This window comes from Streptomyces sp. SID10853 (assembly GCF_010548145.1).
GTDB lineage: Bacteria > Actinomycetota > Actinomycetes > Streptomycetales > Streptomycetaceae > Streptomyces.
In genome coordinates, this window is the sequence record NZ_JAAGLN010000147.1 from 1 (window position 1) to 17,909 (window position 17,909).

Annotated in this window: 13 protein-coding genes; 9 read left to right on the forward strand and 4 right to left on the reverse strand. The window is 71.4% G+C overall.

Translation table 11 applies throughout. From position 1 onward, the window contains the following. Positions 1 to 60 precede the first annotated feature (60 nt). Together G3I19_RS24135 and G3I19_RS24140 are read right to left on the reverse strand one after the other, a co-directional pair. Positions 61 to 519 (reverse strand): nitroreductase/quinone reductase family protein, encoded by a 459-nt coding sequence (locus G3I19_RS24135; RefSeq protein ID WP_164265793.1) that lies wholly within the window; start codon positions 517 to 519, stop codon positions 61 to 63. 192 nt (positions 520 to 711) lie between these two features. Continuing rightward, entirely contained in the window at positions 712 to 1,602 is an 891-nt protein-coding gene (locus G3I19_RS24140; RefSeq protein WP_164265794.1) for a hypothetical protein, read from the reverse strand. A 134-nt stretch (positions 1,603 to 1,736) separates the two neighbouring features. Here G3I19_RS24140 and G3I19_RS24145 point away from each other — a divergent pair, with 134 nt between their 5' ends. Both G3I19_RS24145 and G3I19_RS24150 read left to right on the forward strand, forming a co-directional pair. Beyond that, entirely contained in the window at positions 1,737 to 2,519 is a 783-nt protein-coding gene (locus G3I19_RS24145) for a serine protease (RefSeq protein WP_164265795.1), read from the forward strand. A gap of 121 nt (positions 2,520 to 2,640) precedes the next feature. Next, on the forward strand, positions 2,641 to 5,748 hold the full coding sequence (locus G3I19_RS24150) for an endo-alpha-N-acetylgalactosaminidase family protein (RefSeq protein WP_164265796.1): 3,108 nt from the start codon (positions 2,641 to 2,643) through the stop codon (positions 5,746 to 5,748). A gap of 84 nt (positions 5,749 to 5,832) precedes the next feature. On the opposite strand, the gene G3I19_RS24155 is transcribed toward G3I19_RS24150, so the two are convergent. Continuing rightward, positions 5,833 to 7,581 carry a beta-galactosidase family protein gene (locus G3I19_RS24155; RefSeq protein ID WP_164265797.1) on the reverse strand — a complete coding sequence of 583 codons (1,749 nt, stop codon included), beginning with the start codon at positions 7,579 to 7,581 and terminating at the stop codon, positions 5,833 to 5,835. Positions 7,582 to 7,713: 132 nt separating this feature from the next. Here G3I19_RS24155 and G3I19_RS24160 point away from each other — a divergent pair, with 132 nt between their 5' ends. The 6 genes from G3I19_RS24160 (at position 7,714) to G3I19_RS24185 (ending at position 15,269) form a co-directional block, all read left to right on the forward strand. Further along, positions 7,714 to 8,592 (forward strand): AraC family transcriptional regulator, encoded by an 879-nt coding sequence (locus G3I19_RS24160; protein WP_164265798.1) that lies wholly within the window; start codon positions 7,714 to 7,716, stop codon positions 8,590 to 8,592. Positions 8,593 to 8,603: 11 nt separating this feature from the next. Then, positions 8,604 to 8,954: a chorismate mutase gene (locus tag G3I19_RS24165; RefSeq protein ID WP_164265799.1), complete on the forward strand. Its 351-nt coding sequence runs from the start codon at positions 8,604 to 8,606 to the stop codon at positions 8,952 to 8,954. Between the two features lie 11 nt (positions 8,955 to 8,965). Then, positions 8,966 to 9,802 carry a phosphotransferase gene (locus G3I19_RS24170; RefSeq protein ID WP_164265800.1) on the forward strand — a complete coding sequence of 279 codons (837 nt, stop codon included), beginning with the start codon at positions 8,966 to 8,968 and terminating at the stop codon, positions 9,800 to 9,802. A 42-nt stretch (positions 9,803 to 9,844) separates the two neighbouring features. After that, positions 9,845 to 12,337, forward strand: coding sequence for an aminopeptidase N (gene pepN, locus G3I19_RS24175; protein WP_164265801.1), 2,493 nt, complete (start codon positions 9,845 to 9,847; stop codon positions 12,335 to 12,337). 167 nt (positions 12,338 to 12,504) lie between these two features. After that, positions 12,505 to 13,869: an aminotransferase class V-fold PLP-dependent enzyme gene (locus tag G3I19_RS24180; RefSeq protein ID WP_164265802.1), complete on the forward strand. Its 1,365-nt coding sequence runs from the start codon at positions 12,505 to 12,507 to the stop codon at positions 13,867 to 13,869. Continuing rightward, positions 13,866 to 15,269: a SidA/IucD/PvdA family monooxygenase gene (locus tag G3I19_RS24185; protein WP_164265803.1), complete on the forward strand. Its 1,404-nt coding sequence runs from the start codon at positions 13,866 to 13,868 to the stop codon at positions 15,267 to 15,269. Before G3I19_RS24180 ends, G3I19_RS24185 begins: the two co-directional genes overlap by 4 nt. 69 nt (positions 15,270 to 15,338) lie before the next feature. Here G3I19_RS24185 and G3I19_RS24190 read toward each other — a convergent pair whose 3' ends face one another. Then, a complete protein-coding gene (locus G3I19_RS24190) occupies positions 15,339 to 17,144 on the reverse strand; it encodes a 5'-nucleotidase C-terminal domain-containing protein (protein WP_164265804.1) in 1,806 nt (601 codons plus the stop codon). A 231-nt stretch (positions 17,145 to 17,375) separates the two neighbouring features. On the opposite strand from G3I19_RS24190, the gene G3I19_RS24195 reads away from it, so the two are divergent. Continuing rightward, the coding region (locus tag G3I19_RS24195) for an SIMPL domain-containing protein (RefSeq protein ID WP_343235192.1) at positions 17,376 to 17,909 on the forward strand (534 nt) is incomplete at its 3' end.

A 17,909-nucleotide genomic window follows, 5' to 3' on the forward strand; every position in this document is an offset into this window, starting at 1 on the left:
GGTGGCCAGGGCGGCCGCAGGGCCGCCGCCTGACGGACCGGGCGCGGCCGGGCCCTGCCGTCAGGCGGGCCCGGCGCCCGGCCCGGGATGCAGAGTGATGCGGACCGTCAGCAGCTCCGTCCCCATCGCCCGGACGGTCGCCGCGTTCAGCGCCCGCAGCGGGTGCCCGCGTACCAGGGTGCGCTGGCGCGCGTACGGGTCGTCGCCCGGAAGCAGCTCCGCCGTTCCCGGCACCCAGACGAAGCGCCGCCCCGCGCGGAGGCGGACCCGCACGTCCGGGCAGTCCCGGATGTTGCGGACGTACCCGGCGTGCATGCCGTGTTCCGCGACGATCCAGAACACCCGCCCGTCCCTGCCCTCGCCGACCGGCGTGGTGCGGATCTGCCCGGTGACCCGCCCGCGCGTCTCCAGCAGCGCGTAACCGGGCGCGGCCCCGAGCCGCAGCAGCAGCCGGACCGGCGGGTTGATCAGATACCGCTGGAGGGGCCGCACCAGTGCGTGCTTCGTCTCTACGCGCATGGCACAGATCCTAGGTCCGGACGGGTTCCTGAGGGCTGTCCCGTAACCCCTGGCGGGCACACGACGACAGATGCGGCGCCTCGCCGCGTTGTCGGAACGCCCGAATACATCCAGTATGCGGACGTCCCTCCGCCTTGCGATGCACCGCATCTGACGCCGCGCGCTGATCCACCAGGGATTACGGGACAGCCCTCAGGTGTCGCATTCCAGAACTGTGCGGCACAGCCCGCAGCGCGCCCGCACCCGGCCGCGGACCGGCACCCTGATCCGCTGATGGCAGGTGGGGCAGGCGAAACTGACGCGCAGTCCGTCCGGTGCCTGCTCGAAGGCGTACGGCAGGCCGGGGGCGGAGCGGCCGCCGTTCTCCAGCGCGTTCCTGCGGTGCTTCGCGTAGGCGCGGCGCCCGGCCCACCCGGCCGCGGTCAGCGGCGGCCGGGTGCTGTCCTGACCCGCCCTGGCCCGCCCCTTCGTGTACGCCGTGTACGCCTGCGGGCTGGTGAACCAGATCGACGGGTCCTCGTCGAGGAGCACCGCCCGCTTCGCCAGCACATACCCGAACTCCTCCGGGGTGAGATAGCCGAGCTTCTGGCTGGACACCGCGTCCTCGCGGAACGCGTCGAGCAGCAGCCAGCCCGCCCCGAGGTAGGCCGCCGCCGTGTCGGTGAGGATCTCGTTGTCCCGGGTCCCCGCGAAGCCGAGGCCGAGCCGGTGCAGCAGCACATGGGTGACCTCATGGGCGAGAGCCGCCCCGATGTCGGCCCTGTGGGTACGGAAACGGTCGTTGAGCTCGATGAAGTACTCCGGCCCCGCCGCCAGTTCGACCGCCGCCGCGTGCTCCATCTCGCGGAAGCCGACGATCATCCGGGCGTCGGGCAGCCGCAGATGGTGGACCAGCGCGCGGGCCACCCGCTGGGTGCCCAGATGCAGATCGTCCAGGTCGGAGAAGGCGGCGTCGACGGGGGCGAGGCTCGGCGCGTAGCTGAGGACACCGTCGTACGAGAGGCGCCTGTGGAGCGCCGTGATCGCCGCCTGCACGGTCTCCAGGTGCGGAAAACCGTGTACGACCTCGCTGCCGTCCGTCACGCGTCCACTCTACGGCCGGGCGGAAACCCCGGACAGCGGCCATTGTCGTGGGAGCAGCCCTTTCCGGACCGTGGGACCAGGTCCTGGTCCGGACAGGGCGTGAGGATCCCTCAGCCCCCACGAGAGGAAGCCCGTTGAACCAGCCAGAGCGCACCATCGGACGATGCGCGGCCATCGGCGCCGCCGTACTCGCAGTCCTCAGCCTCCAGCCCGCCCCGGCCTCGGCCGCCGCCCCCGAGCCCGTCGTCGGAGGCACCCGGGTGGCGGAGGGCCAGTACCCCTTTATGGTGCATCTCTCCCAGGGATGCGGGGGCGCCCTCTACGCCAAGGACATCGTCCTCACCGCGGCCCACTGCGTGTCGGGCTCCGGCGCCAACACCTCCATCACCGCGACCGCGGGCTCCGTAGACCTCCAGAGCCCGCAGGCCGTGCACATCAAGTCCACCCAGGTCATCCAGGCTCCCGGCTACGACGGCAAGGGCAAGGACTGGGCCCTGATCAAGCTGGACCGGCCCTTCGACCTGCCGACCCTGCCCACCGTCACCAGTACGGCGTACGACAAGGGAACCTTCACGATCGCGGGCTGGGGCTCCACGAGCGAGAACGGCGGCCAGCAGCGCTATCTGCGGCAGGCGACGGTCCCCTATGTCACCGACGCGCAGTGCGGTGAGGCGTACGGATCGCAGTTCAACGCCGGTGACGAGATCTGCGCCGGAGATGTCGAGAAGGGCGGGGTCGACACCTGCCAGGGTGACTCGGGCGGCCCGATGTTCCGCAAGGACGACCAGGGGGAGTGGGTCCAGGTCGGGATCGTCAGCTTCGGCCAGGGCTGCGCCGAGCCGGGCTACCCGGGGGTGTACGCCCAGGTGTCGGCGCTCTCGGCGGACATCAAGGCGGCCGCGGACACGCTGCACTGAGACGGGCCGCGGGCAGCACATCGCTTTAGTCCAACAGCTGTCCCTCCTTTGTCCATAGGCGCACACGCCCCGCCCCTCCATCGTGACGTGCACGGATGATCGTCGCGATGGAGGAGCGAGCGTGCACGAAGTAGACCGAGGGCCCAGCCGCAGGACCGTTGTAGCCGCCACCGCGCTTGCCGGTGTCGGTGCGGCACTCGCCGCCCCGTCCGCCTTCGCGGCGGACGCAGCGAAGGCGGGCTCCGGGAGCGCGGGCGGAGCCGAGACCGTCCTGCGTTCCGAAGTCCTCGACGTCCGCGTCGACCGGGGCTTCCCGCGCATCGTGTCGTACACCGACCGCCGGACGGGCGCGCTGCTGCACGGGCAGGAGGACCCCGTCACCTCGGTGCTCGTCGACGGGACCGCGCACACCCCGAAGGTGACGTCCAGGCCCGGCCGGGACCGGATCGCGTACACCCTCGCCTTCGACGGCGGGACCGAGATCCGCGTCGAGATCCGGGTCGACGGATGGCAGACCGACTGGCGGGTCACCCGTATCGCCGACACCGCCGCGCTGCGCGTCGGGACGCTGGAGATCCCCGCGCTCGCCTTCCTCTCCGTACGCAGCGACCAGCCCGGCGCCACCCTGCTGGCCGCCAAGCTCGACCTGGACAAGGCCAAGAGCGGCGACACCCTGGTCAAGGTCACGGCGGACAGCGCGGCGGACGCGGCGCCCACCGGCTGCGCGTACGCCGTGGTGGCGCACGACAGCCTCGGCGGCGCCGTCGAGACCAACACCGTCTACGACAAGCCGGACGCCACCCCCGGCGCCACCTGGGAGAACGGCCGGATGTGGCGGCAGACCGTCAAGAAGGACGGCTACGTCAAGGCGCAGCTGGCCTGTGGCCAGTGGACCCACCGCGCGGACACCTCACCGGTCGACGCCACCGAGCCGCTGCCGTACGCGACCGTCGTCCTCACCCGGGACCGCAACGGCGACGGCGTGGTCGACTGGCAGGACGCGGCCATCGCCTTCCGCGACATCATGGTGACACCGCTCGGAGTGGACGACACCCATCTGCGGGTCGTCCCGCACATCCCCTTCAACTTCGCCTCGCAGGCCACCAACCCGTTCCTCGCCACGCTCGACAACGTCAAGCGGATCTCCCTCGCCACGGACGGGCTGCGCCAGTACACGCTGCTCAAGGGCTATCAGTCGGAGGGCCACGACTCGGCGCACCCCGACTACGCGGGCAACTACAACGAGCGGGCCGGCGGCCTCGCCGACATGAACACCCTCGTCGAGGAGGGCAGCCAGTGGAACAGCGACTTCAGCGTGCACGTCAACGCCACCGAGTCGTACCCCGTGGCCCACGCCTTCTCCGAGAAGCTCGTCGACAAGACCGACAAGCAGTGGGACTGGCTCGACCAGTCCTACCGCATCGACTCCCGGCGTGACCTGGTCTCCGGCGACATCATCAAGCGGCTCCAGGACCTGCGTAACGACGCGCATCCCGCGCTCAACGCCATCTACTTCGACGTCTTCCGCGAGTCCGGCTGGAACGGCGACCGGCTCCAGCGGGCGCTGCGCGAGCAGGGCTGGACCGTCAGCAGCGAGTGGGGCCACGGCCTGGAGCGCTCGTCGGTCTGGTCGCACTGGGCGAACGAGACCGACTACGGCGCCGACACCTCGCGCGGTATCAACTCCCAGCTGATCCGCTTCATCCGCAACCACCAGAAGGACGTCTTCTCCAACAAGTGGCCCACCCTGCTGGGCGCGGGGCGGATGGGCAACTTCGAGGGCTGGGTCAACAAGACCGACTGGAACGCCTTCTACGACATCATCTGGACCGAGGCGCTGCCCGCGAAGTACCTCCAGGCGTACCCGGTCAAGCGGTGGACCGAGCACGAGATCACCTTCTTCGGCCCCACCGGGACCGTCGTCGGCGACGCGGACGGCGACCGCCGCATCACCACCGACGGACGGGTCGTCTACACCGGCGGCAGCTATCTGCTGCCCTGGGAACCCCGCAGGGCGACCGACCCGGAGAAGCTCTACCACTACAACCCGAAGGGCGGTTCCACCACCTGGCAGCTGCCGCGCGGCTGGTCGCACTCCTCGCGCGTCGCGCTCTACCGGCTCACCGACCAGGGCCGGGTGCACGCCGGTGACCTCGCGGTCCGCTCCGGCAAGGTCACCGTGGACGCCACCGCAGGACAGCCCTATGTGCTGTACCGCTCCCGCGCGAAGGCGGTCGCCGAACCGCACTGGGGCCAGGGCACCCCGGTGTACGACCCCGGCTTCAACTCCGGCTCCCTCAAGGGCTGGCAGACCACACCGGCCGGGGCGCCGGCGTCCGTCGTGCGCAACACCATCGGCGACTACGAGCTGGTGATCGGCGCCGGAGCGGCCACCACCGTCGGCCAGCGCCTGGGCCGGCTGCCCGCCGGGACCTATGCGGCGTCCGTACAGGTCGAGGTGGGCAAGAAGGCGGGGGAGCGGCGCCGGGCCGCCCTGGAGATCCGTACCGCCGACGGCGTCACCGCCACCAACTGGACCGACACCTCCTGCGCCGGCAACTACGTCGCGGCCGACCGCAAGCACGACTCCCGCTTCCAGCGGATGTTCACGTACTTCACCGTGCCGGAGAGCGGTGGCCGCGTCGACCTGACGCTGCGGGCGGCGGCGGGCGACGCGCAGATCAGGTTCGACAACCTGCGGATCGCAGCGGCGAAGCCCACCCGGAAGGCGGGCACAGTGGCCTTCGAGGACTTCGAGAACGTCCCGCAGGGCTGGGGTGTCTTCGTCAAGGGCGACGCCGGCGGCTCGACGGACCCGCGGACCCATATCGGGCAGCGGCACGCCCCGTTCACCCAGCGCGGCTGGAACGGCAAGGCCATCGATGACGTCATCGACGGCGGCCAGTCGCTCAAGTCACGCGGTGAGAACGACGGCCTAGTCTACCGCACCGTGCAGCACACCGTCCGCTTCGAGCCGTCCAAGCGGTACCGGGTCTCCTTCCGGTACGAGAACGACACGGCGGGCCAGTACGCCTGGATCACCGGCGTCGACGAGCCCGCGGCCCGTGAGCTGGACCGCAGGGCACTGCCCGTGGCGACCGCGCCGACGCAGCTGAGCTACGAGTTCACCGCGCCGGCCGATGGCGACGCCTGGGTGGGGCTGCGCAAGGTCGGTGACGACGGGGTCGCCGAGTTCGCCATCGACGCGTTCGAGGTCCGCGAGGTGTAGGCGCGGGAAGACACCAGACGACAGCGGGCCGGTCATCGGCGGATGACCGGCCCGCTGCCGAACCGGCTTGGGGGTGGGCCCGGTTCAGCGCAGCGCCAGGCCCGGCTCGCCGGAATCGGCCGCGGCCCCGGCCAGCTCCAGCACCCACACCTCGTTCTCGCCCTCGCGCAGTACCGGGCCCGGTACGAACAAGGACTCCTGCGGCCCCGCCGACCAGTAGCGGCCCAGGCAGAAGCCGTTCACCCAGACGAAGCCCCGCACCCAGCCGGTCAGTTCCAGCGTCGCGTCCCCGGCCCCGGTCACGTCGAAGGTCCCCCGGTGCAGCCCACGGGCCCCGCAATCCGGCTCACCCGGCAGCACCGGACGGAACGGCAGCTTCGCCACCGCCACCGCGTCGTCGAACGCGTCGAGCCGCAGCCCTCGCGCCCGCACCCCGTGCAGATACTGCCGCTCGTGCAGCACCCCGCCCGTCAGACCCTTCGGCTCGCCCAGCCGGGGACCGTAGTTGACCCGGCCGAGCGACTCCACCCACAGCTCCACCGAAGCGGGGCCCGGCACCGGAGCGCCCAGCTCGGTGCGCACCCCGTCGACGTACAGCTGCGCCACGTCGCGCAGCCCTGGCGCGGTCAGCGGATACGGCCGGCGCGGGCCCGGCACCTGGACGCGGTAGCGGACCAGCCCCCGGTCGACGTCCAGCTCGTCGAAGGACGGCGGAGCACCCGTGACCTGCTCGGGGCCGCCGAGCCCGTCCGTCACCTCACCGAGCGGCACCCACTCCGGCAGGACGGCCGCGACGGGCGCAGCGAGCGTGGCGGGCGGCTGTGGCAGCTCCGGCAGCGGGCCGTCCGTGTACGGGGCCAGCACCTCGCGGAAGAGCCAGAACTTCTCGGTCGGCCGCCCGTACTCGTCGACGGGCGCACCGTAGTCGTACGAGGTCACGGTCGGCTGCAACGGGCCGTCGTGCAGCTCGCCCGCGCGGTTGGCGCCCGCCCAGCCGGCGAAGTTCGTCCCGCCGTGCGCCATGTACAGATTCACCGAAGCGCCGCACTCCAGGATCTCCCGCAGCGCCTGCGCGGCGTCCGCCGGGTCCCGTGCGACGGGCTCGGCGCCCCAGTGGTCGAACCAGCCGCACCAGAACTCCATGCACATCAGCGGCCCCTTCGGCCGGTGCCTGCGCAGCACGTCGAAGCCCTCGCGCGCGCCCGCGCCGAAGTTGGCCGTGGCCAGCACCCCGGGGACCGAACCGCCGGTGAGCATATGGTCCTCGGGCCCGTCCGACGTGAAGAGCGGGACACTCACCCCGAGGCGGCGCAGCAGCCCCGCCAGATGGCGCAGATAGGTCTGGTCGGAGCCGTAACTGCCGTACTCGTTCTCGACCTGCACCATGATCACCGACCCGCCCCGGTCGATCTGCCGGGGGACGACCTCACGCAGCAGCCGGTGGAACCAGCGGTCCACATGGCGCAGATACTCAGCGTCACGTGTCCGCACCCGCGGGCCCAGCGCGCCGGTCAGCCAGTGCGGCAGCCCGCCGTTCTCCCACTCGGCACAGATGTACGGCCCCGGGCGGACCACCGCCCACAGACCGGCCTCGTGCGCCGCGTCCAGGAACCGGCCGAGCGCCCCCACGTCGTGGAAGCGGCCCTGCTGGGGCTCGTGCAGATTCCACGGGACGTATGTCTCCACGGAGTTGAGCCCCATGGCCCGGAGCATGGCCAGCCGGTGTCCCCACTGGTCCTCGTGCACCCGGAAGTAGTGCAGTGCCCCCGACAGCAGCCGGACCGGCCGCCCGTCGATCAGGAAATCCTCGTCACCCACAGTGAAATCAGCCACGTCGACACTCTCACCTCTGGCGGCGGCCCGGTCCATGGACAAAGATCAACGCTCATTGGACGGAGCCGAGAGGCAGCCGAGACGCAGCCGTACGGAACCGAGAAGCAGCCGGACGGAGAGGACGGAAACGGGATGTACCACACCTGGATGCGCTATTTCACGCCGAGCCCCGTCCACCACCAGCTCGGACTGGTCTGCCTCGGTGTGGGCCTCCAGCACGGCACTCTGCCCGCCGTCGGACCGCGGACGCTCGACCACCATGTGGCCGTGGTCGTCGGCGCGGGCAGCGGCTGGTACCGCGGCGCCGACGGACGGCGTACGACCGTCACCGCGCCCGCACTCATCTGGATCACCCCCGGCGCCACCCACCACTACGGCGCAGATCCGGCCACCGGCTGGGACGAGTCCTTCGTCGACTTCACCGGGCCCGCCACCGCCACCTACACCGAGCTCGGCTACATCGAACCCGACCGGCCCGTCGTCCCGCTCACCGATGTCGCGGGACCGCGCGCGGCCGTGGGGCGCATCGTCCGCGCCGCGCGCCGCGGAAACCCGCTGCTCGAAGTGGAGACCGGGGCCGCCGTGCACGAACTGCTCGTCGCGCTGCGCCGCGCCCGCGCCGACACCGACGCGGAAGGCGCTCCGGTCCTCCAGGCGCTCGCCCGCGACGCCTTCCAGCCGCTGACCGTCGCCGAACACGCCGCCCGGCACGGCATGACCCCCGCCGAACTGCGCACCGCGGTACGGCAGGGTGCGGGCTGCAGCCCCAAGGACTACCTCCTGGGCATCAGGCTCGGCCGCGCCAAGGAACTGCTCGCCGCCACCGATCTGCCGGTCGCGGCCGTCGCCCGCAGGGTGGGCTACGACGACCCGGCGTACTTCTCCCGGCTGTTCACCCGCCGGGTCGGCAAGGCCCCGGTCGTCTTCCGCCAGCAGCAGGGACACACCGTCCCCGGCGGCTGGAGTGACCAGATACCGGACCCCGACAACCCGCCGACGATCACGACGTAAGCTCGACGACCATGACCGAGACAGCCCCGTCCGTACAGGCCGAACTGGACCGTTTGCGCGGGTCCATCGACAACATCGACGCCGCCGTCGTCCACATGCTCGCCGAGCGCTTCAAGGCCACCCAGCAGGTCGGCCTCCTCAAGGCGCAGAACCAGCTCCCGCCCGCCGACCCGGCCCGCGAAGCCCGCCAGATCGCCCGGCTGCGCAGCCTCGCCGAGAGCGCCAGACTCGACCCGGCCTTCGCCGAGAAGCTGCTCAACTTCATCGTCGCGGAAGTGATCAGACACCACGAGCGCATCGCGGAGGGCGCGGCGGAGGGCACTGCGGACGGCGCGGGAAGTCCCTCAGCGGACGACAGCTGACCGGTGCCCGGATGACCGACCTCACCACCAACCACACGGTCGGCATCGGCCGCACCACGGTCGTCAAGCGCTTCCGCACCTGGGACCGCGGCCAGCCCGAACGCGAATGGCGGACGCTCACGCTCCTAGCCCGCCACGCACCCGGTCTCGCACCCGTACCGGTGGAGCGGACCACGGCCCCGCCCACCGTCACGATGACGCGCGTCCCGGGGACCCCGCTGCGCGGCACACAGGTCGGCCCCGAGCAGCTGGCTCCCCTGGCCGCGGCCCTCACCCGCTTCCAGCAGGCGGTCCCGCGTACGGAAATCGACGCCCTGCCGCCCAGGCTCTGGGCGCCGGGCGACATCCTCGCAGCGGTACGCGACCAGTGCGCCGCTGCCCCGCGAGGCAGGGCCGGACGCGCCACGGATGACAGGCAGGGGAGCGCCACCGCGCTCGACGCCGGCGCCCGCTGGGTCGTGGGCCCCGCCCTGGACACCCTGGTGGCCGCCGAACCGGCCGCAGCGGTGCTCGGCTTCGCCGACGGCAACCTCGCCAACTACCTCTGGGACGGCAGCCGCGTCCGCCTCGTCGACTTCGAGAGCGCGGGCCGCGCCGACCGCGTCCAGGAGCTCGCCGAGATCGCCGAACACGTATCGGTCTGGTCCGACAGCAGCCTCGACACCGAGGCGCTCATCGGGCACTTCCCCCTCACCCGCCCCGAGCGCGCCAGGCTCCGTGACCTCCGCAGGCTCACCGCCCTGATGTGGCTCCTGATGCTCGAAGCCGACAGTCACGGCCCCCGCCCCCGTAACCCGACCGGAACGGTCGCCCGGCAGGCGGGGAGACTGCTCCGGCTGCTGGGCTGAACCCCCGTGCGCGGTGCCCTTGGTGTACGGCACGATGGGCCCATGTCCGTACTGACGCGCGACGAAGCGCAGCTCCGAGCCCAGCTCCTCGATGTCCAGCGGTACACGATCGACCTCGATCTGACGCGGGGCGACGAGACCTTCGACTCCCGTACCGTCATCCGCTTCACCGCCCGCGCGGCCGGGGACACCTTCGTCGAGCTCAAGCCCGCCGAGCTGCGCTCGGTGACCCTGGACGGACAGCCCGTCGACCCCGGGACGCTCACCGGGAACCGGCTCCCGCTCACCGCGCTCACGGCCGGCGAGCACGAGCTGCGCGTCGACGCCGTGATGCGGTACTCGCACACCGGCGAGGGCATGCACCGGTTCACCGACCCCACCGACGGCGAGACGTACGTCTACACCCAGCTGTTCATGGAAGACGTCCAGCGGGTGTTCGCCGCGTTCGACCAGCCGGACCTCAAAGCCGTCTTCGAGCTCGGCGTCACCGCGCCCGAGGACTGGACCGTCCTCGCCAACGCCGTCGTCCGGCGCACCGATGACGGCCGCTGGCAGGCCGCGCCCACCCAGCCCGTCTCCACCTATCTCGTCGCCGTCGCCGCCGGCCCCTGGCACTCCGTGACCACCGAGCACGCCGGGCTCCCCTTCGGCCTGCACTGCCGCCGCTCACTCGCGCCCCACCTCGACGCCGACGCCGACGAGATCTTCGAGATCACCCGCGCCTGTTACGACCGGTACCACGAGAAGTTCGACGAGCCGTACCCCTTCGACTCCTACGACCAGGCATTCGTCCCGGAGTTCAACGCCGGCGCCATGGAGAACCCGGGCCTGGTCACCTTCCGCGACGAATTCATCTACCGCTCGGCCGTCACCGACACCGAACGCCAGACCCGTGGCATGGTCATCGCCCACGAAATGGCCCACATGTGGTTCGGCGACCTCGTCACCCTCCAGTGGTGGGACGACATCTGGCTGAACGAGTCCTTCGCCGAGTACATGGGCTACCAGACACTCGCCGAAGCCACCCGCTTCACCGGCACCTGGGTCGACTTCGCCATCGCCCGCAAGAGCTGGGGGTACGACGCGGACCAGCGCCCCTCCACCCACCCCGTCGCCCCCGACCCGGCGCTCGTCCCCGACACCGCGTCCGCGATGCTCAACTTCGACGGGATCTCCTACGCCAAGGGCGCGTCCGCGCTGCGCCAGCTCGTCACCTGGCTCGGCGAGAAGGACTTCCTCGCCGGGATCAACACCCACTTCGCCCGGCACCGCTTCGCCAACGCCACCCTCGCCGACTTCATCGACAACCTGGCGTCAGCCACCGACCGCGACGTCCACGGCTGGGCCGCCCAGTGGCTGGGCACCACCGGCGTCGACACCCTCACCCCCACCGTCACCGAGACCGACAACACCTGGTCGTTCGGTGTCACCCGCACCGGCAGCCGCCCGCACCGCATCGTCGTCGGCGCCTACGACCACGACCCCGTCGACCCCGCCCACCTCGTCCTGCGCGAACGCTTCGAGACCGACGTACCCGCCGGCGACGCCACCCGGACCTTCCAGGGCCGCCGCCCCGACCTGCTCCTCCTCAACGACGACGACCTCACCTACGCCAAGGTCCGTCTCGACGCCGCCTCCTGGGAGACCGCCGTACGCGCGCTCTCCGGCCTCCCCGACCCGCTGACCCGCGCCGTCGTCTGGAACGCCGCACGCGACATGGTCCGCGACGGCGAACTGCCGCCCGCCGCCTACCTCGACGCGGCGCTCGCCCACCTCCCGCACGAGTCGGACCTCGCCATCGTCCAGGGCGTCCTCACCTTCGCCGCCACCCAGATCGCCGACCGCTATCTGCCGCCCGCCGACCGGACCGCCGCACTCGCCACGCTCAGCACGGTCTGCCGCGCGCTGATCCGCCGCACCGAGGACGGCCACAACACCGGACTGCGCCTCATCGCCGTCCGCCACTTCATCGACGCCGCCACCCAGCCCGACGGCATCCAGGCATGGCTCGCCGACGGCGGAGTCCCCGGCGGCCCCGAACTGGACCCCGAGCTGCGCTGGCGCATCCTCCAGCGCCTCGCCGCACTCGGCGCCGTCGAGGAGAGCACCATCGCCGCCGAACTCGACCGGGACATCAGCGCCACCGGACAGGAGGGCGCCGCCCGCTGCCGGGCCGCGCTGCCCGCACCCGAGGCCAAGGCCGACGCCTGGCAGCGGATGTTCACCTCGGACGACCTGTCCAACTACCTGTTCACCGCCACCGCCCGCGGCTTCTGGCAGCCCGAACAGAGCGCCCTCGTCGCCGCCTACACGGAGCGCTACTACGAGGACGCCATCGCCCTCGCAGGCCGCCGCGGCCCCGCCATCGCCGAAGCCGCCGGACGGTACGCCTTCCCCGCGTACGAGATCACCGCCGAGGCCCTCGCCCGCGGCGAAGCCTGCCTGCGCGACAGCGACATGATCCCCGCGCTGCGCCGCAAGCTCACCGACCAGCTCGACGACCTGCGGCGCGCCCTGGCGGTCCGCGGGGCCTGACCAGGGGTGCGGGGCGGCAGCCCCCTTGTACCACCAGGGGAACGCCAACTTCCCCCCGCACCCCGGCAGTACCACTTTCGGGTTGAGTCGTTGTGCTCTTCGGGCGCGCCGCCTGTCCCCCCGTACAGGCTGGGGCGACAGCCCCGAGCGCACCGAAGGACATCCGTATGAGCACGCCGCCACTCGCCGGAGGGGCCGCAGGGCCGGACGCCCTGCGGCCCCTCGTCGGTACCGTCCTCGACGCGCTGCGCGACGGAGCCGCCGAACGGATCGGCCCGCTGCCGCCCGGCGGCCCGCACACCGTCGCCGCACGGGTACGGGCCACCGCCCGGCCCGTACTGCCCGACACCGGGACCGGCGCCGAAGAAGCCCTGCGTACCCTCGTCCACACCCTCACCGAAGGCGCGGCCGACCCCGCCGACCCCCGCTGCGCCGCCCATCTGCACTGCCCGCCGCTGGCCGTCGCCGCAGCCGCCGACCTCGCCGCATCCGCCCTCAACCCCTCGATGGACTCCTGGGACCAGGCCCCCGCCGCCTCCGAGCTCGAAGCCCTCGTCACCCGCGCCATCGCCGCCGAGATCTACCCGGCGGGCGACGCGCTCATCACCACCGGCGGCAGCGAGTCCAACCAGCTCGCCCTGCTGCTCGCCCGTGAACGCCACGGCGCCGTCCGGGTCATCTGCGGCGCCAACGCCCACCACTCCCTGCACCGCGCCGCCTGGCTCCTCGGCCTCCCCGAGCCCCTCACCGTCCCCGCACCCTCCGGCGTCATCGACCTCGCCGCACTCGACGCGGCACTCACCGCGACACACGGCCCCGTCCTGGTCGCCGCCACCGCCGGCACCACCGACGCCGGACTCATCGACCCGCTGCCCGAGATCGCCGACCTCTGCGACCTGCACGGCGCCGAACTCCACATCGACGCCGCATACGGCGGACCGCTCCTCTTCAGCGACCTCCACCGCCCCCTGCTCGACGGCCTCGAACGCGCCCACTCGGTAACCCTCGACCTGCACAAACTCGGCTGGCAGCCGGTCGCCGCAGGCATCCTCGCCGTCCCCCGCCCGGCCGCCCTGGACGCCCTCACCCACCAGGCCGACTACCTCAACGCCGACGACGACACCGAAGCGGGCCTCCCCGACCTCCTCGGCCGCTCCCTGCGGACCACCCGGCGCCCCGACGTATTCAAGATCGCCGTCACACTCCGCGCCCTCGGCAGGACCGGCCTCGCCGCCCTCGTCGACCGCACCTGCGCCATCGCCGCCGAACTCGCCGACCTCATCGACGGCCGCCCCGGCCTGGACCTCTACGACCGTCCCACCATCTCCACCGTGCTCTTCCGCCCCACCGGAGCGGACGACGAGACCGTGGCCGCCATCCGCCGCACCCTCCTCACCGAAGGCCACGCCGTCCTCGGCCGGGCCCGCGCCGACAACCGCCTCTGGCTGAAAGCCACCCTGCTCAACCCCCACGCCACCACCGGTGACCTGGAAGCTCTCCTCAAACTCCTGGAAGGCAGTACGCCCCGATGACGGACCAGCAGTCTCCCGTGGACCAGCCCCACGACCTGGTGGGGGTCGGCATCGGCCCGTTCAACCTCTCCCTCGCGGCACTCGCCCACCCCCTCACCGAACTCTCCACCGCCTTCTACGAACAGCGCCCCGCCTTCCACTGGCACCCCGGCCTGCTCATCGAGGACGCCACCCTCCAAGTCCCCTTCCTCGCCGACCTGGTGACCCTCGCCGAACCCGCCAGCCCGTGGTCCTTCCTCAGCTACCTGAAGGAACGCGAGCGGCTCTACCCCTTCTACTTCGCCGAGCACTTCCACATCAGGCGCACCGAGTACGACGCCTACTGCCGCTGGGTCAGCGAGAACCTGCCGGGACTGCACTTCGGCCACCAGGTCGACGCCATCCGCTGGAACGCCGAACACGCCCTCTTCGAAGTCGACTTCACCCAACTCGACGCCGAAGGAGAGGCCGAAGCACTCGGCCGCGCCCACACCCGCAACCTGGCCCTGGGCGTCGGCACCGAGCCGTACATCCCGGAATCCCTCAAACCGCTCGCCGAAGCACCAACGGTGCCCGTCGTGCACTCGTCCGACTACCTCGCCAGCCGCGAACAGCTCCTCACCGCGGACCACATCACCGTCATCGGCGCGGGCCAGTCAGGAGCCGAGATCTTCCTCGACCTGCTCCGGGCCCGTCCGGCGGGCCACGAGAGGATCACCTGGCTCGCCAGGACCGAGGCATTCGCCCCCATGGAGTACTCCAAACTCGGCCTTGAGCACTTCACCCCCGACTACACCCGCTACTTCCACCAGCTGCCCGAGTCCGCACGCGACTCCCTGGCCCCGCAGCAGTGGCAGCTCCACAAGGGCATCGACGCCGAGACCATCGCGGCCATCCACGGCGAGCTCTACCGCCGCACCCAGCACGGCGGCTGGCCCGACGCCGTCCTCACCCCGGGCGTCACCGTACGTACCGCGGGACGCGTCGCCAGCACCAAGGTCGAACTCCACCTGGAACACGCCAGGCAGGGCTCCCGCTCCCGCCTCACCACCGACGCCGTGGTCCTCGCCACCGGCTACCGGGAACGCCCGCTCGACGGCATGCTGGCCGGCCTCGATCCGTACATGCGGCGGGACGCATCCGAGCGCCCCCGCATCGACGACCAGTACCGGCTGCTCCTCGACCCCACCGTCACCGGCTCCGTGTACGTCCAGAACGCCGAACGCCACACCCACGGCGTCGGCGCCCCCGACCTCGGCCTCGCCGCCTGGCGCAGCGCGACCATCCTCAACTCCCTCACCGGGAAGGACCCCTACCCGCTGCCCCGGCGCACCGCGTTCACCAGCTTCGGCCTCGACCGCGAGCACGCCCTGCCCCCGCAGCGCCGCGCCGGCCTCGTCCCGCTGGCGGAACGCGGCTGACGGGACCGAGCACACCGGTGCGGACCGGGACCGGGAAGAAACCGGCCCGGCCCGCACCGGACGAAAGACCTAGAAGACCGGCGTACCGTCGCGCGTCAGCTTCCAGTCCACCGAGGCGAACTCCGACGCGTCCACCGTCCCCTTCGCCTGCACCCACGCGATGATCGTGTTCCGGATCTCGTCCGAATTGGCCCACAGCTGCTTCGCGGCCGGCACATGCGGGAAGTTCCCGCCGCCACTCGCCCGGTAGTTGTTCACCGCCAGCACGAACTGCGCCGCAGGATCGATCGCCTTGCCGCCGAAGGACAGCTTCGCGATCCGCGACCCCGCGGCCTTCGCGATGTCGATCTCGTACGTCAGACCCGACACCGCGTCGTAGTTGTAGTCCGGGGTGTTGTCCGCGTTCGTCAGCTTCGACGTGTCGACGGGCGCGTCCGCCGCCGTCTGCACGTAGTAGCGCGCCGAGAACTCCAGATAGTCCTTGATCTGCGCACCCGTCACCAGACGCGCCTCCAGCGTGTTCTCGAACGGGTAGAGCCCCGCCGCATCCTTGATCGTCACATCACCGGCCGGGATCTGCGCCGTACGCGAGAAACACGAGGCCTGCGAGAGCACCGGCAGCGCCGCGTACTCGCCACCGGCCAGCGCCGCCTTCACCGTGCCGGTCTGGACCGCGTTGATCAGATCGATGATCGGCTCGTCCTTCCACGGGGCGTCCGCCGTGGTCATCGCCGCCGACGACGTCCCGATCACCTGGTTGACGTACGCCACGACCTTCTTGTGCTCGTCCGTCAGCAGCTTCACGAGCGCCGGGTCCTCGGCCGCGGTATTGGAGTTCAGCACCCGCGCCCCGGCCTTCTCGACCGTCCAGCGCCCCTTCTCCCACACCACGTCGAAGTCGAAGACCGTCAGCCGCTCGCCCCACATCAGCGGCTCGGAGAGCACGACCTGCTTCCCGGTCTTCTTGTTCGCCACGAACCTCTCGGGGATCTCGACATGCGCGTGTCCCACCAGGATCGCGTCGATCCCCGGCACCTGCTCGGCCACCAGGGCGGCCGCGTTCTCCACGTACGGGATCTGGTCCCCGTACGAGGACGTGCCGTCGGCCCCCGAGTGCGCGGCCACGATCACCACATCGGCGCCCATGGAACGCAGCCGCGGCACATACTTCGCCGCCTGCTCCTCAAGCCCGGGGAACACCATCTTGCCCTGGACGTTCGTCTTGTCCCACAGGGCGATGCCCGGGTTCGTCAGGCCCAGGACCGCGACCTTCACATCCCGGCCGTGCGGGGTGCGGAGCGTCTTGAAGACGTACGGGGCGAACGCCGGCTTCAGCGTCTTCGCGTCCAGCGCGTTGGCCCCGAGCAGCGGAAAACGGCACTGCTCCTCGAACTTCCGCAGCACCGGGATGCCGTAGTTGAACTCGTGGTTGCCCAGCGCCGCGGCGTCGTAGCCGATGTGGTTCATGGCCTGCGCCATCGGGTGCACGGGACCGTGCTTCGCGGTGATCGGGTCGATCTTCGCGTAGTAGTACGACAGCTGGGTGCCCTGGATGGTGTCACCCGCGTCGATCATCAGGGTGTTGTGACGGCCCTTCTCCTTACGGATCCCGCTGACCAGCGTCGAGATCTTCGCCAGGCCGACGTCGTTGTGCGCGTCGTCGTCGAACTCCTTGTCCGTGAAGTAGTCCCAGTTGAAGACATGACCGTGCAGATCGGTCGTCCCCATCACGGTGAACGAGTACCGCCGCTGCGGACGGCCGTGGCCATGGCCGAGCCCCCGCGCATCGGCGGGCACCGCCGTGCCTCCGGCGATGGCCACTCCGGCGCCGGCGGCGGCCGAAGTACCCAGGAACGTCCTACGGTTGAGCGGCATTTCGTCTCCCTCGTCACGAACCACAACGCGCGTAGATGCGAACAGCAACCATGCACAACGCGCGTAGATTCTGACCCAGGAGCCACGCGGAGCAACACCCCCCGCAGGTTTCGATCTGATGACCGCACACTGTCGTACCGGGGTGCGACAGTGGGGCCCATGACCGACCCCAGGACCGACCCCATGACGGAACCCGCGACCGATCCCGCGACCGATCCCGCGACCGATCCCGTGACCGGCCCCGCCGCCGGCAACGCCCCGCAGCCCGCCGCCCCTTACGGCACGCCCGACGCTCCTCGCGTCGCCGTCCGGGGCGAGGCGAGCCTCGAAGTCGAGCCCGAGACCGCCGCCCTCACCGTCACCGCGAGCGCCCGCGGCAAGGACCGCAGGGCGGCGCTGCACGACCTCACCCGGCGCAACACGGCCATCATCGAACTCGCCCGTGGATACGGCGCGGCCGTCGAGAAACTGGAGAGCGGCGCCCTCTCCGTCAGCCCCGAACTGGCCCAGCACGGCCGGGGCGAAAAGGTCCGCGCCTACTTCGGCCAGGTCCGGATCACCGTCGTGCTGAACGACTTCACCGCACTCGGCGAACTCACCTCCCGCCTCGCCGACCTGGAGCTGACCCGCGTCGACGGACCCTGGTGGGCGCTGCGCCCCGGATCGCCCGCCCACCGCGACGCCCGCCGACAGGCCGTGCGGGACGCCGTCACCCGCGCCCGTGAGTACGCCGAGGCGCTCGGCGCCCGGCTGACCGCCCTCGTC